Source organism: Rahnella rivi (assembly GCF_019049655.1).
In the GTDB taxonomy this organism is placed as follows: Bacteria; Pseudomonadota; Gammaproteobacteria; order Enterobacterales; family Enterobacteriaceae; genus Rahnella; species Rahnella rivi.
Genome location: NZ_JAFMOX010000056.1, coordinates 1 through 21,832, shown reverse-complemented (window position 1 = coordinate 21,832; position 21,832 = coordinate 1). Strand labels below are relative to the sequence as shown.

Sequence of the window (21,832 nt, the reverse complement as noted above, 5' to 3'; positions counted from 1 at the left end):
ATTATACTCCAAAATATTATAGATAGTTTAAACGGGTGCCGATCTCTAATTCAGCTACCCAATGCATAAGCTGCGCTATTCTACCCTTTGCTATATATGATCGCAAGGTGGGCAAAAAGCGCTTATTCGGCGTATTCGACGACTAAACGACGTGGCGCAATGCGGCCATCATCGTCAATTTCGCCAATGCCGATAAACTTATGTTCTTCACCTTCCGTAATGCGAACCATGCCACTCGCCGGTGCGCCCGAAGCCTGAACAGGTTGACCCTGTTTAACGTATCCGGCCACCACAGGCAGCAAATTCACTTCCGGGAAGTCTTCGCATGCGCTGTCCATAGGCAGCAACAACGGATCCAACAGCAAGCGTGGCTCGATGCCCTGCTCTTCTGCCTGAGCAATCAACTCATGGATTTTTTCCATTGTGACCATGCGCTCAAGGGGATACGTGGCCACCTGCAAACGACGCAAATAAGTGACGTGTGCGCCACAACCCAATTTTTCACCTAAATCATCCACAATAGTGCGAATGTAAGTGCCTTTTGAGCAATGGATTTCCAGTTCAACCTCAACGCCTTCCCAGCGGATAAACTTCAGTTCATACACCGTAATACTGCGAGATTGACGGGGAACTTCGATACCCTGGCGTGCGTATTCATACAGCTTCTTGCCTTCGTATTTTAAAGCAGAATACATAGAAGGAATTTGCTGGGTTTCCCCGCGGAAGCTATCGAGTGCGTCGTCGAGTTGCTGCGGCGTAAAGGTTATTTCACGTTCGGAAACGATCTCACCTTCAGCGTCAGACGTATCAGTGCGTTGGCCGAGGCGGGCAATGACCCGATAACGCTTGTCAGAATCCAGCAGAAAACGCGAGAACTTGGTCGCTTCACCTAAACACAATGGCAGCATGCCAGTTGCCAGAGGATCGAGCGCACCGGTATGTCCTGCGCGGTTCGCGTTGTAAAGGCGTTTCACCTTTTGCAGGGCATCGTTGGAAGACAAGCCGTAAGATTTGTCCAGTAGCAGAACGCCGTGAATATCACGGCCGCGGCGACGTGGGCGGCTCATTATGCTTCCTCGTCGTCGCCTGCAGCTGAACGACGTTCAGCATCATTCTTCACGACGTTAGTCACCAGGTTAGACATACGCATGCCTTCAACCAGGGAGTTATCGTAAGCAAAGGTCAGTTCCGGAACAACACGCAAACGCATCGCTTTACCGATCAGGGTACGAATGAAACCTGATGCATCCTGTAAGGCTCTGATGCCGTTTTTCACACGATCGGGATCATGATTATCGGTGGTCAACACGTCGAGGAAGGTAACGAAAACTTTGGCATAAGCCAGGTCACGTGACACTTCTACGCCGGACACGGTGGCCATGCCAACGCGTGGATCTTTGACTTCGCGCTGTAAAATAATCGCGATTTCTTTTTGCATCTCCTGAGAGACACGTTGAGTACGGCTAAATTCTTTTGCCATGATTCTTTCTCCACTTGCTCCAGACAAATAAGGGGGCGCAAGGCCCCCATCTGGATATCAGCTACTTCGCAAACGTTAAGCGATAGTACGTTTGATCTCGATGATTTCGAAGACTTCGATCACATCACCAGTACGCACATCGTTGTAGTTCTTAACGCCGATACCACATTCCATGCCGTTACGAACTTCAGCAACGTCATCTTTGAAGCGACGCAGGGATTCCAGCTCGCCTTCGTAGATCACCACGTTGTCACGCAGTACACGGATTGGGTTGTTACGTTTGATCATACCTTCAGTAACCATACAACCTGCAATTGCGCCAAATTTCGGTGACTTGAACACGTCACGAACTTCAGCCAGGCCGATGATTTGCTGTTTGTACTCTGGCGCCAACATACCGCTCATCGCCTGTTTGACTTCATCAATCAGGTTATAGATGACGGAGTAGTAACGCAGATCCAGGCTTTCGCTTTCTACGACGCGACGGGCAGAAGCATCCGCACGCACGTTGAAGCCCAGGATGATCGCACGGGAAGCGGCTGCCAGCGTTGCATCAGTCTCGGTAATACCACCGACACCCATACCTACGATTTTGACTTTCACTTCGTCGGTTGACAAGTTCTGCAGTGCATCGGAAATCGCTTCGCAAGAACCCTGTACGTCAGATTTCAGAACGATGTTCAGTTCAGAAACTTCACCTTCGGTCATGTTCGCAAACATGTTTTCCAGTTTAGATTTCTGCTGACGAGCCAGTTTCACTTCGCGGAATTTACCCTGACGATACAGAGCAACTTCACGAGCTTTCTTCTCATCACGAACAACAGTCACTTCATCACCCGCAGCCGGAACGCTGGATAGACCCAACACTTCGACAGGAATAGAAGGACCTGCGGACAGAATGTCACGTCCCAGTTCATCACGCATCGCACGAACACGGCCGTATTCGAAGCCGCACAGAATGATATCGCCTTTATTCAGCGTACCTTCCTGAACCAGAACTGTTGCTACCGGGCCGCGACCTTTGTCCAGGAAGGACTCAATCACAACACCACTTGCCATACCGGTACGTACCGCTTTCAGTTCCAATACTTCAGCTTGCAGCAAGATGGCTTGCAGCAGATCGTCGATACCCGTACCGACTTTCGCAGAAACATGGATGAACTGAGATTCACCGCCCCACTCTTCCGGCATAACGCCGTACTGAGAAAGCTCGGTGCGAACGCGATCTGGATCAGCATCTGGCTTATCAATTTTGTTCACTGCAACCACGATTGGCACGCCAGCCGCTTTCGCATGCTGAACTGCTTCAATGGTCTGTGGCATCACGCCATCATCGGCTGAAACAACCAGAACCACGATGTCAGTTGCCTTGGCACCACGTGCACGCATTGAAGTAAACGCGGCGTGTCCCGGAGTATCCAGGAAGGTGATCATGCCGTTTTCTGTTTCAACGTGATAAGCACCGATGTGCTGAGTAATACCACCGGCTTCGCCCGCAGCAACTTTCGTTGAGCGAATGTAGTCAAGCAGGGAGGTTTTACCGTGGTCAACGTGACCCATGATGGTCACAACCGGAGCACGTGGCTCAGCGGCAGCTGAAGCACCGGTATCACGGTCGCTCATCAGCGCTTCTTCCAGCTCGTTCTCACGACGCAGGATAACTTTATGGCCCATTTCTTCAGCAACCAGTTGAGCAGTTTCCTGATCAATAACCTGGTTGATAGTAGCCATCGCACCCAGTTTCATCATCGTTTTGATGACCTGAGAGCCTTTAACTGCCATTTTGTTCGCCAGCTCAGCAACGGTAATGGTTTCACCCACAACAACGTCACGATTCACAGCAGCGACAGGCTTGTTGAAGCTCTGTTGCAGTGTGCTTGGCTTACGCTTGCCTTTACCATTACGGCCAACGGCACGTGCTTCTTCGCGATCCGCTTTAGATTCAGACAGTTTATTGCCTTTCTTCTGCTTGGTCGCTTTGCCACCGCGGGTACGGCTACGACGTTCGCCTTCAACTTTGGCGTCGTTTTCGTCTTCAGCTGCACGGGCGTGGGTAGAAGTGGTGACATGATAGTCAGCAGATTCTGATTCGCTTGGCGCGACAGTTTCAGTCCAGACACCTGAGTCAGCCATTTTACGGGCTTCCTCTGCGATGCGCTTGGCGTTTTCTTCAAGCTTACGCTGGGCTTCTTCTTCCGTTTTGCGTTTCAGCTCTGCGGCTTCAGCTTCACGGCGTGCTTTCTCTGCCTGAGCTGGTTTGGTTACTTCGTCAGTATGTTGATTCGTCACTTTATCTTTTTCCGCTGCATCACGCTTAGCTTTATCAGCGGCCTCACGTTTAGCTTGCTCTTCGGCGGCGCGTTTGGCTTTTTCCTGAGCTTCGCGCTGGGCTTGCTCTGCTGCTGCACGCTGTGCCTGTTCTTCCGCGTCACGCTTCGCCTGCTCTTCCGCTTCGGCCTGGGCAAGTTCTGCTTCGGTCATATCACGTTTAACATAAGTGCGTTTCTTGCGGACTTCGATTTGCACCGATTTACTCGTCCCGCCGGTGCTCGGAATATTCAGTGTACTACGCGTTTTGCGTTGTAACGTCAGTTTGTTTGTCGCACCAGCGTTTCCGCCATTCAGATGCGCCAACAATGTTTCTTTTTCCTGCTGGGTCACAGAGTCAGATTCGGACTTCGAGATCCCTGCATCAGCAAATTGCTGTACCAGGCGATCTACCGGGGTCTGAATCTCTGCCGCCAGCGATTTTACAGTTACATCTGTCATGCTGTTCCTTCCTGCTACAGTTTATTACGCGTTGTCGCCAAACCAGCAGATATTGCGCGCGGCCATGATAAGTTCACCAGCCTGCTCGTCAGTAAGACCTTCAATATCAGCCAGATCGTCGACACCCTGCTCGGCAAGATCTTCCAGCGTACAAACGCCTTGTGCAGCCAGTTTAAACGCCATGCTACGTTCCAGACCCGCCAGGTTCAGCAGATCGTCAGCAGGCTTGTTGTCACCGAGACTTTCTTCCTGGGCTAAAGCCAACGTCGTCAGCGCTTCTTTCGCACGTTCGCGAAGCGCATTCACGGTGTCTTCATCCAGGCCGTCGATTTCAAGCAGTTCGTTCACTGGCACATAAGCCAGTTCTTCGAGAGTAGAGAAACCTTCTTCTACCAGAACCGTGGCGAAATCTTCATCAATGGCCAGGTATTTAGTAAAGGTTTCAATCGCAGCGTGTGCCTCAGCCTGATGTTTGGCCTGAAGGTCGTCTGCTGTCATCACGTTCAGTTCCCATCTGTCATCACCACGATGTTGTTTCAACAGTTGGGAAGCCAAACGTACGTTCTGACCATTACGGCCAATCGCCTGTGCCAGGTTGCTGGCTTCAACGGCGATATCCATGGTGCATTTATCTTCATCAACCACGATGGAGGCAACATCTGCCGGAGCCATAGCGTTGATAACGAATTGCGCAGGATTGTCATCCCAAAGGATGATATCGATACGTTCGCCGCCCAGTTCACTGGAAACGGCCTGAACGCGTGCACCGCGCATACCGACACAAGCACCGACAGGATCGATGCGTTTGTCGTTGGTTTTCACTGCGATTTTTGCACGGGAGCCAGGATCGCGGGCTGCCGCTTTAATTTCGATCAGCTCTTCACCGATTTCTGGCACTTCAATGCGGAACAGTTCGATCAGCATTTCGTTGCGCGAACGGCTGACAAACAGCTGTGCGCCACGTGCTTCAGGACGAACATCATACAGAACGCCACGAATACGGTCGCCAGAGCGGAAGTTTTCACGCGGAAGCATATCTTCACGCAGGATCACAGCTTCAGCATTGCTGCCTAAATCCAGGGCGATGCTGTCGCGGTTAACTTTTTTCACGACGCCAGTGACGATTTCGCCCTGCTGTTCACGGAACTGCTCAACAACCATCGCGCGTTCAGCTTCGCGTACTTTCTGTACGATAACTTGTTTTGCGGTTTGGGTGGTGATGCGGTCGAATGTGACTGACTCGATTTGATCTTCGATGTAACCGCCGAGTTCGATAGACGGTTCTTCATACTGTGCTGCTTCGAGGGTGATTTCACGCGTTGGCTGAGTCACTTCGTCGACTGCAACCCAACGACGGAAGGTATCGAAGTCACCTGTTTTACGGTCAATGCTGACGCGGACTTCGATTTCCTGCTCGTATTTTTTCTTGGTCGCTGTTGATAATGCAATTTCCAGCGCTTCAAAAATCTTCTCGCGCGGGAGGGATTTTTCATTAGAAACTGCTTCTACAACAGCCAGAATCTCTTTGTTCATCCTAGTTGCCTCTTCCAAACTCTTTAAAAGTGGGGTACCAGGTTCGCTTTCTGGATGTTGCTCAGTGCGAACACTTCGTCTTTCCCTTCCACAGTCACCGTGATCATTTCGCCTTCGACAGCTTTGATGATGCCCTGCCATTTGCGACGATTCTGGACCGCCATACGCAGTACCATGCTGACTTCGTCACCGATAAAACGTTGATAATGCTCAGCGGTGAACATAGGACGATCAAGGCCTGGAGAGGAAACTTCCAGGTTATAGGCGACGGTGACTGGATCTTCAACGTCCAGCACAGCGCTCACCTGGTGGCTGACATCAGCACAATCATCAACATTGATCCCGGCGTCACTATCAATATAGATGCGCAACGTCGATTGGCGAGCCCGAACGAACTCGATGCCCACCAGCTCAAAGCCAAGTGCCTCGACTGGTGCTGTAATCAGCTCTGTTAATTTTTGTTCTAATGTGGACAAGCCCACCCCCAAGACATAAAAAAAGGGCTAAATAGCCCAGTGATTCTGTTGCCAAATAACAAAAAACCCCGATAAATCGGGGCTTTATGCAACTGGACCCTATTTGCCGCATAGCGGCTTCGGTACAACTTTCGAAGTGTTATTTTCAAATTGAAGCTTTCAAATGGGAACTGCAGAACATCACAGGAAGATACTGAAAGTCTATTTGAAATAAACACTTAGGGAAAGTGGTTGCGGGGGCCGGATTTGAACCGACGACCTTCGGGTTATGAGCCCGACGAGCTACCAGGCTGCTCCACCCCGCGTCCGAAAACGTGGCAAATACTACGCCGATAATCGCTAAAAAGCAAATTATCACAAAGATTGGTACCGAGGACGGGACTTGAACCCGTAAGCCCATTCGGGCACTACCACCTCAAGGTAGCGTGTCTACCAATTCCACCACCTCGGCACTCTTTTTTTTCACAATCGCTTGTACTGTCCAAGTTCAAGCCACTGTTTAAAACTTTTCACTTCTTTAGGTAAGAAGGTTACTGCTTAGTGAGGAACATCACTGTTCGGCGCTGCTGGAGCTGCCGGTGCAGTTGTCTGCTCAGTTTGCGCTGGCTGACTTAAGTTTTCCCACTCACTGCCTTTTTGGCCTTTATTGGTGCTCATGTTCCCAAGAATCAAACTAATGATAAAGAACAAAGCGGCCAACACGCCGGTCATACGGGTCATGAAGTTACCGGAACCACTCGAACCGAACAATGTGCCAGAAGCACCTGCTCCGAAAGAGGCTCCCATATCAGCGCCTTTACCTTGTTGCAGCATAACCAAAGCCACAAGGCCGATTGCTACGATAAGGAAAATCACCAGAAGAGCGTCGTACATAGTAGTACCTGTATCCTCGCGGGTTCACCGCATGCCAATTGCTTCTCACCAATTTAGCAGGCCATTTAAGGACCCACTGAAGCGGGTGTGAATACTAACCAAAGCCGTATGGCCGCGCAAGAGCAATTTGCAATGGAATGTTTGTTTGCGGAAAAAAACGGCAAATTCATCCAAAAAACCTTCATCAGGTATTATCTGCGCCGTTATCTGATGAGGAGACAACGGCGCAGAGAAGAAAAATTCGCCATTTCTTATCAGGTTACGGCTTGACCGCTTTCACTGCATCGGCAATGCGATTGGCTAATTTTTCTACCAGCTCCGCATCTTCACCTTCCACCATGACACGCAACAAAGGTTCTGTGCCTGATTTACGCAATAAAACGCGGCCACGGCCTGCAAGTTGCTTTTCAACTTCAGCGGTTACCTGCTTCACTTCATCAGATTCCAGCGGATCATGTTCACCAGCGAAACGCACATTAATCAGAATTTGGGGCAATAATTTCATACCGCTGCACAAATCATGAAGAGTCATGTGGTTACGGACCATTGCGGTGAGTACTTGCAAACCTGCAACAATACCGTCTCCGGTGGTCGTTTTGTCCAGCAAGATGATATGACCGGAGTTTTCAGCACCAATACGCCAGCCTTTTTCCTGCATTTTTTCCAGTACGTAGCGGTCGCCCACTTTCGCACGTGTGAAAGGAATGCCGAGCTGCTTGAGCGCAAGTTCGAGGCCCATATTACTCATCAGCGTGCCTACCGCACCGCCTTTAAGTTGCCCCTGACGTAGACCTTCACGCGCGATGATATAAAGAATCTGGTCGCCATCAACTTTGTTACCTTCGTGGTCAACCATTATCAGACGATCGCCGTCACCATCAAATGCCAAACCGACGTCAGCTTTTTCGGCCAGAACGCGCTGTTGCAACTGACGAACGTCCGTTGCGCCGCACTCTTCGTTAATATTCATGCCGTCTGGTTCACAGCCGATAGCGATGACTTTCGCGCCCAGCTCGCGCAGGACACTTGGCGCAATGTGATAAGTTGCACCGTTAGCACAATCGACCACAATTTTCAGACCGTTAAGGCTGAGTTCGCTCGGGAAAGTCCCTTTGCAAAATTCGATGTAACGACCTGCAGCATCCACTATACGACTGGCTTTGCCTAACTCTGCCGATTCAACGCAGGTCAGCGGTTTTTCCAGTTCGGCTTCGATGGCTTCTTCCACGTCATCTGGCAGCTTTGTCCCATCGATGGTGAAAAATTTGATGCCGTTATCGTAATAAGGATTGTGGGAAGCAGAAATCACGATCCCTGCTTCTGCACGGAAAGTACGCGTCAGATACGCCACCGCAGGGGTGGGCATCGGTCCGGTAAAGGATGCCGATAAGCCCGCTGCCGCCAGCCCTGCTTCAAGAGCAGATTCCAGCATATAGCCCGAGATGCGTGTGTCTTTACCAATAATCACTTTACGAGAGCCGTGGCGCGCTAAAACTTTTCCCGCTGCCCAGCCGAGTTTGAGAACGAAATCTGGCGTGATTGGGTTATCACCTACTTTTCCGCGAATGCCATCGGTGCCAAAGTATTTACGGTTGCTCATAGTTATTTTTTATCCCTTGCAGAAAGTGTAGCTTCGACGACACGCATCGCTTCGACGGTTTCTTTTACATCATGTACACGGACGATCTGAGCGCCCTGCATGGCTGCGATAACAGCACAGGCAACACTTCCCGTCACACGTTGTTCTGGTGAGACATGAAGCAGTTGGCCGACCATGGATTTCCTCGACATGCCAACAAGAAGAGGCAAGCCGAAATGATGAAACTCAGCCAGTCTGGCGAGCAACTGGTAATTGTGGTTCAGATTTTTACCGAAACCAAAGCCCGGGTCGAGTAACAATTTGCTTTTCGGAATGCCTGCATTCTCACAGCGTGCAATTTGTTCAACAAAATACTCCGCGACTTCAGCAACCACATCCTCATATTTTGGGGAGTGCTGCATTGTTTTCGGTTGCCCTTGCATGTGCATCAGGCAAACGGGCAACCCTGTTTCTGCGGCTGCCTGCAATGCGCCCGGCTCTTGTAAAGAGCGAATGTCATTGATCAGATGCATACCTGCGCGGGCAGCTTCGCGGATAACGATCGCTTTTGATGTATCCACTGAAATCCAGACATCAAAGCGACGGGCAATCGCCTCAACAACCGGCACCACACGCGCCAGTTCCTCATCTTCACTGACCTCAGCAGCACCTGGACGCGTCGACTCTCCGCCAATATCAAGAAGGGTTGCCCCGGCATTGATCATCGCCTCAGCATGCCTGAGTGCGAGATCCAGCGAGTTATGCCTACCTCCATCAGAAAATGAATCCGGCGTAACATTCAGGATCCCCATTATCTGAGGAAAAGTGAGGTTTAGAATCGATTCTCTGGCTGTGAGTTGCATACGTCATGTCTCGTTTGATCGGTCAGTGGTCGTAATATCTAAATTCCGGGGCAAAGAATGCACGCATAAAAAACCCCGGGCAAGCCCGGGGTAGTATGTAATCAGCATTTTTCCAACCAGCGACTTATTTGCCGCTGAATTGTTCAAACATCGTATTGCCAGGATTTGGCGTACGAGGCTCATCAACCGGCGTTGGCGCTTTTGGCGAACCACCGTCGTTAGAATTGCCATTACCATTTTTACCGCCGACGTCATCCCAGCCAGCTGGCGGGCGAACTTCCGTACGGTTCATCAGATCGTCTATCTGTGGTGCATCGATGGTTTCATATTTCATCAGGGCATCTTTCATTGAATGAAGGATATCCATGTTTTCCATCAGCAAAGTACGCGCACGTGCATAGTTACGTTCAACCAGAGATTTCACTTCCTGATCGATGATTCGCGCCGTTTCATCAGACATGTGTTTCGCTTTTGCTACTGAACGACCGAGGAAGACTTCGCCTTCTTCTTCCGCATACAGCAACGGACCTAATTTGTCTGAGAAGCCCCACTGCGTAACCATGTTACGGGCAATGGATGTCGCCACTTTAATATCGTTCGATGCACCGGTAGAGACTTTTTCTACACCGTAGATGATCTCTTCAGCAAGACGACCACCGTAGAGCGTGGAAATCTGGCTTTCGAGTTTCTGACGGCTGGCACTGATCGCATCACCTACTGGCAGGAAGAACGTCACACCCAATGCCCGGCCACGAGGAATAATCGTGACTTTGTGCACAGGATCGTGTTCAGGAACCAGGCGGCCAATGATGGCGTGACCCGCTTCATGATACGCGGTGGATTCTTTCTGCGCTTCAGTCATCACCATGGAGCGACGTTCCGCACCCATCATGATTTTGTCTTTGGCTTTTTCGAACTCAACCATAGACACCACACGTTTATTACCACGTGCAGAGAACAGAGCGGCTTCGTTGACCAGGTTTGCCAGATCAGCACCGGAGAAACCCGGTGTACCACGTGCAATCACAGAAGCATCAACATCTGTTGCCAGAGGAACGCGGCGCATGTGAACTTTAAGGATCTGTTCGCGGCCACGCACGTCTGGCAAGCCAACCACAACCTGACGGTCGAAACGGCCCGGACGCAGCAATGCCGGGTCAAGAACGTCAGGACGGTTAGTCGCAGCAATAACGATAATGCCTTCGTTACCTTCAAAGCCGTCCATCTCAACCAACATCTGGTTCAGCGTTTGCTCACGTTCATCGTGACCACCGCCTAAACCTGCACCACGCTGACGGCCAACGGCGTCAATTTCATCGATGAAGATGATACATGGAGCAGCTTTCTTCGCTTGTTCGAACATGTCACGCACACGGGATGCGCCGACACCCACGAACATTTCGACGAAGTCAGAACCAGAAATAGTAAAGAAAGGAACCTTGGCTTCACCTGCGATGGCTTTCGCCAGCAAGGTTTTACCGGTACCCGGAGGACCGACCATCAGGACGCCTTTAGGAATTTTACCGCCCAGTTTCTGGAAACGGCTAGGTTCGCGCAGGTAATCAACCAGCTCGCTAACCTCTTCCTTGGCTTCGTCGCAACCTGCAACATCCGCAAAAGTCGTTTTAATTTGATCTTCTGTCAGCATGCGCGCTTTGCTCTTGCCAAAGGACATAGCCCCTTTGCCGCCGCCGCCCTGCATTTGCCGCATAAAGAAGATCCAGACCCCAATCAACAACAACATTGGGAACCAGGAAATAAAGATAGAGGCCAGTAAGCTTGGTTGCTCTGGTGGCTCACCCACTACGGTTACATTTTTGCTCAGCAGCGTATCCAGCAACTTAGGGTCTTCAACTGGAATGTAGGTCGTGTACTTGTTGCTGTCTTTTTTAACAACGTTAATCTCACGTCCATTGATACGCGCTTCGCGAATCTGGTCTTGGGTCAATTCGGACATGAAGGTAGAATAATCTACCCTACGGCCATTAGACTCGCTGGGCCCAAAGCTCTGAAATACAGACATCAATACTACTGCGATGACTAACCAGAGAATCAGGTTCTTCGCCATGTCACTCAAGGGATCAACCTCATATTACAACTGTGTTAACAAACAGCGTTAGGGTACTACAGTTTCCGCCCTGTCGCTACGATGTACACTTCTCGCGAACGTGCTCGGGAAGCGTCTGGCTTACGAATCTTCACCTTCGTAAACAGGGAGCGAATTTCCCGCAGGTATTCATCAAAGCCATCTCCCTGGAACACCTTCACCAGGAAACTTCCGCCTGGTGCTAATACATCCCGACACATATCCAACGCTAACTCAACCAAATACATCGATTTTGGAATATCGACTGCCGGTGTACCGCTCATATTCGGGGCCATATCGGACATGACCACCTGAACCTTATTTTCTCCCACGCGGTCAAGCAGCGCTTTGAGAACTAATTCATCACGAAAATCCCCCTGAAGGAAATCGACTCCAACAATAGGATCCATAGGTAAAAGGTCAAGAGCAATGATGCGCCCTTTGCTACCGATCTGCGTGGCGGCAAACTGCGACCATCCGCCGGGTGCTGCGCCTAAATCCACAACGGTCATCCCGGGTTTGAACAGCTTATCGCCCTGCTGTATCTCATCAAGCTTAAACCAGGCGCGGGAACGCAGCCCTTTTTTCTGTGCCTGAATCACGTATTTATCGCTAAAGTGTTCCTGCAGCCAGCGTGTGGAACTTGCAGAACGCTTTTTAATAGACATTATTTAGTAACCATATAGTTTTCCAACTACCCTGTGTTAGAGCTTTTGGAACAAGCTGTTAGCGTCATGACGTCTATGGCTAAGTCAGTATAAATCACATCCCGAAGCAGTGCGGGTTGGTCATATACATGAGATGGCGGTAGAATGACCCGTTTTCAATCCCAACTTAAGCAAAAAAGACGATGAATCTTAACAATAAACAAAAACAGTACCTGAAAGGTCTGGCACATCCACTGAAACCGGTTGTCATGCTGGGTAACAACGGCCTGACAGAAGGCGTGCTTGCCGAAATCGAACAGGCACTGAAGCATCACGAACTGATCAAGATTAAAGTCGCGGCAGAAGAACGCGAAACGAAGACCTTGATCGTAGACGCTATCGTGCGTGAAACCAAGGCGTGTAATGTGCAAGTTATCGGCAATATGCTGGTACTTTATCGCCCTTCTACCGAAGACCGCAAAATTATCTTACCGCGTTAATTCGTCAGAGTTTAACGAAAAACGCTTTAGATTTTCGGAAAGGTGCCACGAAATCACGTTCAGGAAAAGGCTATAACTGGCCTTTTTACGTTAGTTTTCAATTTAATGTGAAGTCATTCACTTCATGAATGGGTGATTTATAGGGCGAAACATTACGTTTCGCCCTTTTTAATGCAGATTTTTAGAGGTACTCGACCTTCAGCACTTCAAACTCAACATCCCCGCCTGGGGTGCTGATCACAACCACGTCATCCTGTTCTTTCCCAATCAAACCGCGTGCGATAGGTGAGTTCACAGAAATCAGATTTTGCTTAAAGTCAGCTTCGTCGTCACCCACGATGCGGTAGGTCTGTTCTTCTTCGCTGTCCAGGTTCATCAATTTCACCGTGGCACCAAAAATGACACGCCCCGTCACCGGCATTTTTGTCACGTCGATCACCTGAGCATTTGAAAGCTTGGCTTCGATCTCCTGAATACGGCCTTCGCAGAAGCCCTGCTGTTCGCGGGCAGCGTGATACTCAGCATTCTCTTTCAGATCGCCGTGTTCGCGCGCAGTGGCAATATCAGCAATAATTTTTGGACGACGTACGCCCTTCAGATGATCCAGCTCTTCACGTAATCTTTCTGCGCCACGCAACGTCATCGGAATCGGTTTCATATATTCATTACCTCTAACTTGGTCCTTTCGGTAAACACCGTCCTGATTGAATCAGGTAAGAAATTAAGCCAGCTCTTTTGACCTACTCACTCTGGCGAAAAACAAAAAAAACCTCACCCGGAGTTGCCACCAGGCCAGGATTCATTTTGCATTATGATTCGTATTTTAACGTAGAGTTCCTTGAGGATCATCGTTTACTTTCAGCCACGTTGCGCCTGGGTTCGTAGCATCGTAGTATGGCACCACATTATCCTGTTGTTACCCAGAGCCTTTACTCAAAATAATGCGTTTTATACGAATAGTCAGTGGATTAGCATGCGCGTTTGTTCTGAATACAAATGCGGCTCAGATCGAAAATTACACAGAATATCTGCCTGACGGTACGAATCTGGCTGTGCTGGTACAGAAAATAGGCGCTCCCGCGCCTGCCATCGACTATCACGGTTCCCAGATGGCGTTGCCCGCCAGTACCATGAAGATCCTGACCGCGCTGGCGGCCTTACTTCAGTTGGGTCCAGATTTCCGATTCACTACCACCCTGGAAACCCCGGGCTCCGTTTCCGATGGCGTCTTAAAAGGGGATCTGGTCGCGCGTTTTTCCGGAGATCCGACGCTGAAGCGTCAGAATATTCGGAATATGGTCGCGGTGCTGAAAAAACAGGGCATTAAAGAGATCAGTGGTGATGTGGTCGTGAACACGTCAGTGTTTGCCAGCCATGACAAAGCCCCCGGCTGGCCATGGAATGACATCACACAGTGCTTCAGTGCGCCGCCCGCCGCGGCGATTGTCGATCGCAACTGTTTCTCGGTGTCCCTTTACAGCGCGCCTAAACCTGATGAAAACGCCTTTATCCGCGTAGCCTCCTATTATCCGGTGCATATGTTCAGTGAGGTCCGCACGCTGGCAAAAGGTTCTCCGGATGCGCAGTATTGTGAACTGGATGTTGTGCCGGGAGAATTCAATCGCTACACATTGACCGGTTGTCTCACCCAACGCAGTGAACCTTTGCCACTGGCTTTCGCCATTCAGGATGGTGCCAGCTATGCCGGTGCAATTTTGAAAGACGAACTCTTGCAGGCAGATATTCAGATTGATGGCACGTTGAAACGTCAGACGCGCCAGACACCTGCCGGGACGGTGCTTGCACAAACGCAGTCTGCTCCGTTGCATGATCTGCTGCGCATAATGCTGAAGAAATCCGACAACATGATTGCCGATACGGTATTTCGTACGATTGGTCATCAGCGGTTTGGTGTGCCGGGAACCTGGCGTGCCGGTTCAGATGCTGTGCGCCAAATCCTTCGCCAGAAAGCGGGCATCGATTTAGGCAACTCTATTCAGGTTGATGGCTCAGGCCTGTCACGTCACGATTTGCTGTCACCGGCGACGATGATGCAGGTACTGCAATACATCGCGCAGAACGATAAGGATTTAGACTTTATCTCAATGCTTCCACTGGCCGGTCATGACGGTACGCTGCAGTATCGCGGTGGTCTGCACGAAGCCGGTGTGGATGGCAAAGTGTCTGCGAAAACAGGCTCACTGTCTGGCGTATACAACCTGGCAGGCTTTATCACCACCGCCAGCGGGCAACGCATGGCGTTTGTTCAGTTCCTCTCCGGATACGCAGTGCCTCCGGAAGACCAGCGTACGCGTCGCGCTCCGCTGGTACGCTTTGAGAGCCGTCTCTATAAGGACGTCTACCAAAATAATTAACCCTGGAGAAGTGCCAGACGATGAAACTGCTGATAGTTGAAGATGATGAACTTTTACGGCAGGGTTTATCGCTGGCATTAACCAGCGATAATTATGTGTGCGACTGCGCATCCACCGCGGCAGAAGCGCAAAGCCTCATCCAGACCAGTCAATACAGTCTGGTGATCCTTGATTTAGGGTTGCCAGATAAAGATGGCGCGACGCTTCTGCGTCAATGGCGTCGCCAAAGAATTTCCCTTCCCGTCCTCATTTTGACCGCCCGTGATGCTCTTGAAGACCGCGTCGATGGCCTGGACGCCGGTGCCGATGATTACCTGATCAAACCTTTCGCCCTGGCCGAGCTCCAGGCGCGGGTTCGTGCGCTTATTCGTCGCTATCAGGGACAAAGTGATAACGAGATTTCCGTTGGCAATTTGAAAATTAACCTCTCGTCGCAGCAAACCTATCTGGGTGACGCTCAGGTGGAAGTCACGCCGAAGGAATTTGCGATTTTAACCCGGCTGATGATGCGCGCCGGGCAAACGGTCAACCGAGAGTTACTTCAGCAAGATCTCTATACCTGGCAGGACGATTTAGGATCTAATACGCTGGAAGTTCACGTTCATAACCTGCGACGCAAACTGGGTAAGGAACTCATCCGCACAGTGCGCGGCATTGGATACCGGCTGGAGATAGCACCGTGACCAGTATGCGCCGCCGTCTTCTGGTCATGCTGGCGTTGATTCTTTTTGTCACCCAACTCACCAGCATTTTCTGGCTCTGGCATGAAAGTCAGGAGCAGATTAATTTGCTGGTGAATGACACGCTTTCCGCCAAAGTTCGCAATGCGCATGTTGAGAAGGAAATTGCCGAAGCGATTGCCTCGCTGATTGCGCCTTCTTTGCTGATGATGACCATTACTCTGGTGCTCTCCTTCTGGGCGATCAGCTGGATTATTCGTCCGCTAAACCAGTTACAAAAACGTCTGGAAACCCGCTCGGCAGATAACCTTTCGCCTTTGCCACTGAACAGCGAAATTCGCGAGGTGGTGGCGGTGACAAACGCTCTCAATCAGCTGTTTTCACGCCTTTCAAATACGATTCAACAGGAACGACTATTCACTGCCGATGCCGCTCACGAATTACGAACGCCACTTGCCGGAGTGCGTCTGCATCTTGAGATCATGCAAAAAAATGGCATCACCGGCAGCGATACCCTGATTGGTCGTATCGATCAGCTTATGCATACCATTGAACAATTACTGATGTTATCCCGCGCCGGACAGAATTTTGCTAAAGGTGAATATCAGCAAGTGGATCTTGTGGCAAACGTCATCGAACCGCTGCGTGAAGAATTCTGCGAGATGCTGGAAGATCGCAAACAAAGGCTGATTTTGAGGCTTCCGCAACATGCCACGCTTCAGGGAGATGCCGTTCTGCTTCGTTTACTGGTGAGGAATCTGGTGGAAAATGCTTTCCGCTACGGCCCTGAGAACAGTGAAATACTCATTACAGTGCAGCCACAGAACAAGGGTTTCCTGATACAAATTGACGATGAAGGTCCGGGGATTGATGAGACAAAAGCGTGTGAGCTGACCCAGGCATTCAAACGTATGGATCAACGTTATGGCGGCAGCGGATTGGGTTTGAACATTGTGATACGTATTGCTCAACTTCACTGCGGAACGTTGACGTTGCGTAATCGTGCCTCAGGCTACGGGCTGAGTGCGCAATGCTGGCTGCCCGATGTGATTTTGGAAAATGCCCTTTCACTTTCTGCCAGCACCACGAAAAATATGTATTAAAAAAGGCTGCCACTGGCAGCCTTTCAGATTGAGATCTACGCCGGATTAACGTTCGTAAATGATTTCAACGCCTTCGTCGTCGTCTTCATCCCAGTCATCGTCCCAGTCGTCGTCAGCTTCAGATTCCACTTCAGCCAGTTGTTCACGGTGATAATCGTCCCACATGAATTCAACTTTTTCTGGCGCAGCTTCTTCAATCGCCATGTGCTTAGGATTTTCATTGATAAATTTCATCACATCCCAGCACAGTGCATTCACGCCTTCGCGATTAGCGGCTGAAATCAGGTAGTAGTTACCTTCCCAGCCCAGCGCTTCTGCAATGGCTTTAGCACGCGTCTCAGCTTCTTCTTTTTCGATCAGATCAACTTTGTTGAATACCAGCCAACGTGGCTTTTCAGCCAGTTTTGCATTGTATTGCTGCAACTCATTGATGATGACTTTCGCATTCTCGATCGGATCAGATTCATCAATCGGCGCGATATCGATCAGGTGCAGTAACACACGGCAACGCTCAAGGTGTTTCAGGAAGCGAATACCTAAACCAGCGCCTTCAGATGCCCCTTCAATCAGACCAGGGATATCGGCGATCACAAAGCTTTGCTCACTGTCCATACGAACAACACCAAGGCTTGGTACCAGGGTGGTAAACGGATAGTCAGCAACTTTTGGTTTCGCTGCGGAAACGGCACGAATGAAGGTCGATTTACCCGCATTTGGCAGCCCCAGCATGCCCACGTCAGCCAGCAGCATCAGCTCAAGCGCGATATCACGCTCTTCGCCTTTCGTGCCCATGGTTTTTTGGCGTGGGGAACGGTTAACCGACGATTTGAAGCGGGTATTGCCAAGACCGTGGAAACCGCCTTTAGCCACCATATTGATCTGACCGTGTTTGGTCATATCAGCAAGCACTTCACCGGTGGCCTGATCCAGAACGCGCGTACCAACGGGAACTTTGATCGTAATATCTTTACCGCGTTTACCGGTACAGTCGCTGCTTTGACCGTTTGTGCCGCGCTCCGCGCGATATGATTTCACAAAGCGGAAATCGATCAGCGTATTGAGGTTTTCATCAGCAAGCAGGAAAACGTCGCCACCATCGCCACCGTCGCCGCCATCAGGGCCGCCACGGGGAATATATTTCTCACGACGGAAGCTCACACAACCGTTACCGCCGTCACCTGCCACGATCAATATTGTGGCTTCATCAACAAACTTCATTTGTACTGTCTCCGTAAATCATTCGCCTGGCAGCTATAGTTTAGCTACCAGGTTTTGCTCTGTCCGACGAGGCCACCAACGATGGCCTGCTGCGGAAAACATTGCACCCGCCACCACCACAAATGCCCCAAGATAACCTACAAAATTGAGCACTGGTGCGGCGAAATAGCCCGGCCAGGCAAGTGCTAACAGATCTGAAAATAGCAGGGTAAACAAGGGCGTCAGCGTCACTATTGCGCTGACCTGCGATGCCTGCCATCTCGCCATCGCTTCCGCTAAGGCGCCATATCCTACTAAGGTATTCGCGCCGCAAAACAACAAACAGGCAAACTGCCAGCCGCTGAGCTGTGAAAGCATCGCCGGACTGGCCAGCGGGAGCAATGCGATAGAACATAAAGTGTACAGCAAAAACAAGATTTGCGGCGAGGCCAGCTGACGCAACAGAACCTTTTGCGCCACACCATAAATCACCCAAACCATTGCTGCCCCGACACCAAAAATCACACCGAGGGTGTAATCGGTAAGACGGGTAAATATTTCAATCAGGCTGACATTGAAGAACAATATCAGTCCTAAAATCAACATAATGGCGCCAATAACCTGCGTGACACGCATCTTCTCTTTCAGGATTATCACACTGGCCAGCATCATACCAACAGGCGAAAGCTGACCGATAACCTGAGAAGCCGTCGGACTGAGAAACTTCAGTGAAGAACTAAAAAGAACAAAGTTCCCCATCAGCCCTGCGGTGGCAATTAACACCAGAATAAGCCAGCGTGGCCTGCTTAAAATCACTCTTGGCGGTAAGCGACGCTTCGCGGCAAGAATGCATCCCAGCACAATTGCAGCCATGGAAAACCGATACCAGACCACCGTAAAGGGATCCATGACGACCAATACCTGCTTCATAGCGATGGGCAAAGAACCCCAACTCATGGCAGTGATCAGCGCTAACATGATCCCGACAGGTGCCTGCGATTTAGTATCCATTATCCGCCAGAATGGGCTAACCAGAATGTAAAAAGCCCCGCAACGAGTTGCGGGGCTTACATCTATTTACTAAGACGAGAAAAACTTATTCAGCTTCGATGCTGATATACTTACGGTTTTTCGGGCCTTTAACTTCGAACTTGACTTTACCGTCAGCCAAAGCAAACAGAGTGTGGTCCTTGCCGCAACCCACGTTGATACCAGCGTGGAATTTGGTGCCGCGCTGACGAACGATGATGCTGCCTGCCAGTACTGCTTCGCCGCCAAAGCGTTTTACGCCCAGACGTTTAGCTTCTGAATCGCGACCGTTGCGTGTGGAGCCGCCAGCCTTTTTGTGTGCCATTGTTCCGCTCTCCTAATCTTAAGCGCTGATGCCGGTGATTTTAACGTCAGTGAACCACTGACGGTGGCCCTGCTGCTTACGATAGTGCTTACGACGACGAAACTTAACGATTTTGACTTTAACGCCACGACCGTGAGCAACGATTTCAGCTTTAACGATACCGCCAGCAACTAAAGGCAGGCCGATATTAATTTCTTCACCGTTTGCAATCATCAGAACCTGATCAAACTCGATCGTTTCGCCAGTTGCGATGTCAAGCTTCTCAAGGCGAATAGTCTGCCCTTCGCTGACACGGTGTTGTTTACCACCACTTTGGAAAACCGCGTACATATAAAACTCCGCTTTCCGCGCACTCAACTTTGTATAGTTCAGAGGGCGCTATAAATATTCACAATAGGGCGCGAATTCTACGCAAAAAATCAGAGTAAGACAAGAGCACAATGACCACAAAAGAAGAAAAAAAGCGCAGTTCTTTCGTTATCATTTATCTACACTGTTTTTCAAGTACAATCCCCTTTACAGTTAGCGCCATGTGCCAATGTGAGCCAGATCTCATTGCGGTGAAGAGAACAACAGCCGAAAAAACACAATGAACCTAGAACAGATTATCGATCTTACTCAGGACGACATGGCTGCGGTCAACGCATCCATCCTTGAACAGTTGAACTCCGAAGTTTCACTCATCAATCAACTGGGATATTACATCATCAGCGGTGGCGGTAAACGCATCCGTCCAATGATTGCAGTATTGACTGCCCGGGCGCTCTCTTACGAAGGCGACAAGCACATCAAAGTGGCTGCGTTGATTGAGTTTATCCATACCGCCACGTTATTGCACGATGACGTTGTGGATGAATCCGACATGCGTCGGGGCAAAGCCACTGCCAATGCGGCTTTTGGTAATGCTGCCAGCGTACTGGTGGGCGATTTCATCTACACCCGCGCCTTCCAGATGATGACTGATTTGGAATCACTTCCCGTTTTAGCTCTGATGGCTAAAGCGGTGAATGTGATCGCCGAAGGCGAAGTACAGCAACTGATCAACTGCAATGATCCTGACATTAGCGAAGAGAGCTACATGCAGGTTATTTACAGCAAAACAGCGCGCCTCTTCGAAGCGGCATCCCAGTCTTCTGCCATGCTGGCTGGCGGAACTCAGGAGCAGATTGTCGCGTTGCAGGATTATGGTCGCTATCTGGGTACTGCGTTCCAGCTGATTGATGATTTGCTCGATTATGATGCTGACGGCGAAACGCTGGGTAAAAATACCGGTGATGATCTTGATGAAGGCAAACCGACATTACCGCTTTTGCATGCAATGCAGCATGGTGATGAAGAACAGTCAGCCATGATCCGTAAAGCTATCGAAGAAGGTAATGGGCGCCATTTACTGGAACCCGTCCTGGCAGCCATGCACCAGTGGGGCTCACTGGAGTACACCCGTCAGCGCGCTGAAGAAGAAGCAGACAAAGCGATTAAAGCCCTTCAGGTATTGCCGGAGTCTGTCTACCGCTCCGCGCTTGAAGGTTTGGCGCACCTTTCTGTGAAACGCGACTTCTGATGTTTTCTGTCGTACCTGCATGACCACGGCAGGTACGACAGCGTTACAACGCTAGCTTTCGTCAGGTTTGCGTAACCTGTTTAATATTTCCGAAACACCTTCTCTCACAATAAACGAGATCATTGTTTCACGTTCCGGCTCTCTCAGTTGCTTATAGCTTTCAATCCATATCGCCAGGGGATCCTGATGCGACGTATAAACATACTCTGCCGAGTGCTCATTCATCGCCAGACTGGCGACGGTATTACCTGGCAAACTGTCTATGTGATATTCAACCGCACGCCCCTGTACACCTCGCCTCCTTCGCTTTATCCAGCATAACCTGCGCGCCATTCCGTGCACGCCTTGTGTCGAAGTCGGAAGCCCTTCTTTACCGGTCAACTCCTTTGCTGCAAACCACTCTTTTTTCATAACGTTCCTTGTCTTTCTCATTCAAACCAATAAGAAAGTTGCTGTTATAAATCCATGTGAATAATGACGATGTTTTCCTGACACGGGCGACGTTTATTTTAGAGAAGATATTAACGCCACCACTTAAGGAAAACGTCTATTTAACGGAAAGAAGATATTCAATTTTTCGAAATGAGTCCACTGCTGCTTTAAAAGTTTCCATGAATTATCTTTATCAATAAACCATGAATATGCTTAAAGGATGTTTTTTAGAAAGAAGCATTATAATGTTGAAAGAAAAACATTAACACCCTTAAAATGTAACTATAAAACAAATACTTAATATCAAAATCAATAATTAAATAT

The 21,832-nt window shown here is 49.9% G+C and carries 22 protein-coding genes and 2 tRNA genes; 6 read left to right on the top strand and 18 right to left on the bottom strand.

What is annotated here, in order from left to right:
* Positions 1-122: 122 nt before the first annotated feature.
* The 8 genes from truB to secG all read right to left on the bottom strand — a co-directional run bounded on the left by truB (position 123) and on the right by secG (position 7,131).
* Positions 123-1,067 carry a tRNA pseudouridine(55) synthase TruB gene (gene truB / locus J1779_RS09765; RefSeq protein WP_217203661.1) on the bottom strand — a complete coding sequence of 315 codons (945 nt, stop codon included), beginning with the start codon at positions 1,065-1,067 and terminating at the stop codon, positions 123-125.
* Complete coding sequence (gene rbfA / locus J1779_RS09760) at positions 1,067-1,480, bottom strand: 30S ribosome-binding factor RbfA (RefSeq protein WP_056782433.1); 414 nt, start codon at positions 1,478-1,480, stop codon at positions 1,067-1,069. Before rbfA ends, truB begins: the two co-directional genes overlap by 1 nt.
* Before the next feature lie 75 nt (positions 1,481-1,555).
* A complete protein-coding gene (infB, locus tag J1779_RS09755; protein ID WP_056782434.1) occupies positions 1,556-4,249 on the bottom strand; it encodes a translation initiation factor IF-2 in 2,694 nt (897 codons plus the stop codon).
* Between the two features lie 24 nt (positions 4,250-4,273).
* A complete protein-coding gene (gene nusA, locus J1779_RS09750; RefSeq protein ID WP_056782435.1) occupies positions 4,274-5,782 on the bottom strand; it encodes a transcription termination factor NusA in 1,509 nt (502 codons plus the stop codon).
* Positions 5,783-5,805: 23 nt separating this feature from the next.
* Positions 5,806-6,258: a ribosome maturation factor RimP gene (gene rimP, locus J1779_RS09745; RefSeq protein ID WP_056782522.1), complete on the bottom strand. Its 453-nt coding sequence runs from the start codon at positions 6,256-6,258 to the stop codon at positions 5,806-5,808.
* Between the two features lie 228 nt (positions 6,259-6,486).
* Positions 6,487-6,563, bottom strand: a tRNA-Met gene (locus J1779_RS09740).
* A gap of 59 nt (positions 6,564-6,622) precedes the next feature.
* A tRNA-Leu gene (locus tag J1779_RS09735) sits at positions 6,623-6,709 on the bottom strand.
* 86 nt (positions 6,710-6,795) lie between these two features.
* A complete protein-coding gene (gene secG / locus J1779_RS09730; RefSeq protein WP_056782436.1) occupies positions 6,796-7,131 on the bottom strand; it encodes a preprotein translocase subunit SecG in 336 nt (111 codons plus the stop codon).
* An 87-nt stretch (positions 7,132-7,218) separates the two neighbouring features.
* On the opposite strand from secG, the gene J1779_RS09725 reads away from it, so the two are divergent.
* Positions 7,219-7,401: a hypothetical protein gene (locus J1779_RS09725; RefSeq protein ID WP_217203660.1), complete on the top strand. Its 183-nt coding sequence runs from the start codon at positions 7,219-7,221 to the stop codon at positions 7,399-7,401.
* Here the strand turns inward: J1779_RS09725 and glmM are convergent.
* The 4 genes from glmM to rlmE form a co-directional block, all read right to left on the bottom strand.
* On the bottom strand, positions 7,391-8,731 hold the full coding sequence (glmM, locus tag J1779_RS09720; protein ID WP_056782437.1) for a phosphoglucosamine mutase: 1,341 nt from the start codon (positions 8,729-8,731) through the stop codon (positions 7,391-7,393). The two genes, J1779_RS09725 and glmM, sit on opposite strands and share 11 nt — an antisense overlap.
* A 2-nt stretch (positions 8,732-8,733) precedes the next feature.
* A complete protein-coding gene (folP, locus tag J1779_RS09715) occupies positions 8,734-9,573 on the bottom strand; it encodes a dihydropteroate synthase (protein WP_217203659.1) in 840 nt (279 codons plus the stop codon).
* Positions 9,574-9,697: 124 nt separating this feature from the next.
* Positions 9,698-11,650: an ATP-dependent zinc metalloprotease FtsH gene (gene ftsH / locus J1779_RS09710; protein ID WP_072158216.1), complete on the bottom strand. Its 1,953-nt coding sequence runs from the start codon at positions 11,648-11,650 to the stop codon at positions 9,698-9,700.
* A 47-nt stretch (positions 11,651-11,697) separates the two neighbouring features.
* Positions 11,698-12,327, bottom strand: coding sequence for a 23S rRNA (uridine(2552)-2'-O)-methyltransferase RlmE (gene rlmE / locus J1779_RS09705; RefSeq protein WP_056782440.1), 630 nt, complete (start codon positions 12,325-12,327; stop codon positions 11,698-11,700).
* A 182-nt stretch (positions 12,328-12,509) separates the two neighbouring features.
* Here rlmE and yhbY point away from each other — a divergent pair, with 182 nt between their 5' ends.
* The gene (yhbY, locus tag J1779_RS09700; protein ID WP_056782441.1) at positions 12,510-12,806 is read left to right on the top strand and encodes a ribosome assembly RNA-binding protein YhbY; all 297 of its coding nucleotides are present in this window, start codon (positions 12,510-12,512) and stop codon (positions 12,804-12,806) included.
* Between the two features lie 181 nt (positions 12,807-12,987).
* Here yhbY and greA read toward each other — a convergent pair whose 3' ends face one another.
* The gene (gene greA / locus J1779_RS09695) at positions 12,988-13,464 is read right to left on the bottom strand and encodes a transcription elongation factor GreA (RefSeq protein ID WP_217203658.1); all 477 of its coding nucleotides are present in this window, start codon (positions 13,462-13,464) and stop codon (positions 12,988-12,990) included.
* A 283-nt stretch (positions 13,465-13,747) separates the two neighbouring features.
* Here greA and dacB point away from each other — a divergent pair, with 283 nt between their 5' ends.
* Genes dacB through pmrB form a run of 3 tightly spaced genes read left to right on the top strand, consistent with a single transcriptional unit; the run spans position 13,748 to position 16,964 of the window.
* Positions 13,748-15,181: a serine-type D-Ala-D-Ala carboxypeptidase gene (dacB, locus tag J1779_RS09690; protein WP_056782443.1), complete on the top strand. Its 1,434-nt coding sequence runs from the start codon at positions 13,748-13,750 to the stop codon at positions 15,179-15,181.
* A gap of 20 nt (positions 15,182-15,201) precedes the next feature.
* Positions 15,202-15,864 (top strand): two-component system response regulator PmrA, encoded by a 663-nt coding sequence (pmrA, locus tag J1779_RS09685; RefSeq protein WP_056782444.1) that lies wholly within the window; start codon positions 15,202-15,204, stop codon positions 15,862-15,864.
* The gene (gene pmrB / locus J1779_RS09680; protein WP_217203657.1) at positions 15,861-16,964 is read left to right on the top strand and encodes a two-component system sensor histidine kinase PmrB; all 1,104 of its coding nucleotides are present in this window, start codon (positions 15,861-15,863) and stop codon (positions 16,962-16,964) included. The genes pmrA and pmrB overlap by 4 nt, the downstream gene beginning before the upstream one ends.
* 45 nt (positions 16,965-17,009) lie before the next feature.
* Here the strand turns inward: pmrB and cgtA are convergent, their stop codons facing one another.
* The 4 genes from cgtA to rplU form a co-directional block, all read right to left on the bottom strand.
* Positions 17,010-18,182, bottom strand: coding sequence for an Obg family GTPase CgtA (gene cgtA, locus J1779_RS09675; protein WP_056782446.1), 1,173 nt, complete (start codon positions 18,180-18,182; stop codon positions 17,010-17,012).
* Between the two features lie 33 nt (positions 18,183-18,215).
* On the bottom strand, positions 18,216-19,172 hold the full coding sequence (locus J1779_RS09670; RefSeq protein ID WP_056782447.1) for a DMT family transporter: 957 nt from the start codon (positions 19,170-19,172) through the stop codon (positions 18,216-18,218).
* Positions 19,173-19,257: 85 nt separating this feature from the next.
* Positions 19,258-19,515, bottom strand: coding sequence for a 50S ribosomal protein L27 (rpmA, locus tag J1779_RS09665; protein WP_013573805.1), 258 nt, complete (start codon positions 19,513-19,515; stop codon positions 19,258-19,260).
* A gap of 18 nt (positions 19,516-19,533) precedes the next feature.
* Positions 19,534-19,845 (bottom strand): 50S ribosomal protein L21, encoded by a 312-nt coding sequence (gene rplU, locus J1779_RS09660; protein ID WP_056782448.1) that lies wholly within the window; start codon positions 19,843-19,845, stop codon positions 19,534-19,536.
* Positions 19,846-20,104: 259 nt separating this feature from the next.
* Here rplU and ispB point away from each other — a divergent pair, with 259 nt between their 5' ends.
* The gene (gene ispB, locus J1779_RS09655; protein ID WP_056782449.1) at positions 20,105-21,076 is read left to right on the top strand and encodes an octaprenyl diphosphate synthase; all 972 of its coding nucleotides are present in this window, start codon (positions 20,105-20,107) and stop codon (positions 21,074-21,076) included.
* Positions 21,077-21,127: 51 nt separating this feature from the next.
* Here the strand turns inward: ispB and J1779_RS09650 are convergent, their stop codons facing one another.
* On the bottom strand, positions 21,128-21,487 hold the full coding sequence (locus tag J1779_RS09650; protein WP_056782450.1) for a DNA-binding protein: 360 nt from the start codon (positions 21,485-21,487) through the stop codon (positions 21,128-21,130).
* Positions 21,488-21,832: the final 345 nt, after the last annotated feature.

Coding starts and splice junctions, on each gene's coding strand:
- secG (WP_056782436.1), bottom strand. CDS start 7,131: ATGTACGACGCTCTTCTGGTGATTTTCCTTATCGTAGCAATCGGCCTT.
- glmM (WP_056782437.1), bottom strand. CDS start 8,731: ATGAGCAACCGTAAATACTTTGGCACCGATGGCATTCGCGGAAAAGTA.
- rplU (WP_056782448.1), bottom strand. CDS start 19,845: ATGTACGCGGTTTTCCAAAGTGGTGGTAAACAACACCGTGTCAGCGAA.
- J1779_RS09670 (WP_056782447.1), bottom strand. CDS start 19,172: ATGGATACTAAATCGCAGGCACCTGTCGGGATCATGTTAGCGCTGATC.
- truB (WP_217203661.1), bottom strand. CDS start 1,067: ATGAGCCGCCCACGTCGCCGCGGCCGTGATATTCACGGCGTTCTGCTA.
- rbfA (WP_056782433.1), bottom strand. CDS start 1,480: ATGGCAAAAGAATTTAGCCGTACTCAACGTGTCTCTCAGGAGATGCAA.
- folP (WP_217203659.1), bottom strand. CDS start 9,573: ATGCAACTCACAGCCAGAGAATCGATTCTAAACCTCACTTTTCCTCAG.
- J1779_RS09650 (WP_056782450.1), bottom strand. CDS start 21,487: ATGAAAAAAGAGTGGTTTGCAGCAAAGGAGTTGACCGGTAAAGAAGGG.
- greA (WP_217203658.1), bottom strand. CDS start 13,464: ATGAAACCGATTCCGATGACGTTGCGTGGCGCAGAAAGATTACGTGAA.
- pmrA (WP_056782444.1), top strand. CDS start 15,202: ATGAAACTGCTGATAGTTGAAGATGATGAACTTTTACGGCAGGGTTTA.
- rlmE (WP_056782440.1), bottom strand. CDS start 12,327: ATGTCTATTAAAAAGCGTTCTGCAAGTTCCACACGCTGGCTGCAGGAA.
- nusA (WP_056782435.1), bottom strand. CDS start 5,782: ATGAACAAAGAGATTCTGGCTGTTGTAGAAGCAGTTTCTAATGAAAAA.
- dacB (WP_056782443.1), top strand. CDS start 13,748: ATGCGTTTTATACGAATAGTCAGTGGATTAGCATGCGCGTTTGTTCTG.
- cgtA (WP_056782446.1), bottom strand. CDS start 18,182: ATGAAGTTTGTTGATGAAGCCACAATATTGATCGTGGCAGGTGACGGC.
- ispB (WP_056782449.1), top strand. CDS start 20,105: ATGAACCTAGAACAGATTATCGATCTTACTCAGGACGACATGGCTGCG.
- infB (WP_056782434.1), bottom strand. CDS start 4,249: ATGACAGATGTAACTGTAAAATCGCTGGCGGCAGAGATTCAGACCCCG.
- yhbY (WP_056782441.1), top strand. CDS start 12,510: ATGAATCTTAACAATAAACAAAAACAGTACCTGAAAGGTCTGGCACAT.
- rpmA (WP_013573805.1), bottom strand. CDS start 19,515: ATGGCACACAAAAAGGCTGGCGGCTCCACACGCAACGGTCGCGATTCA.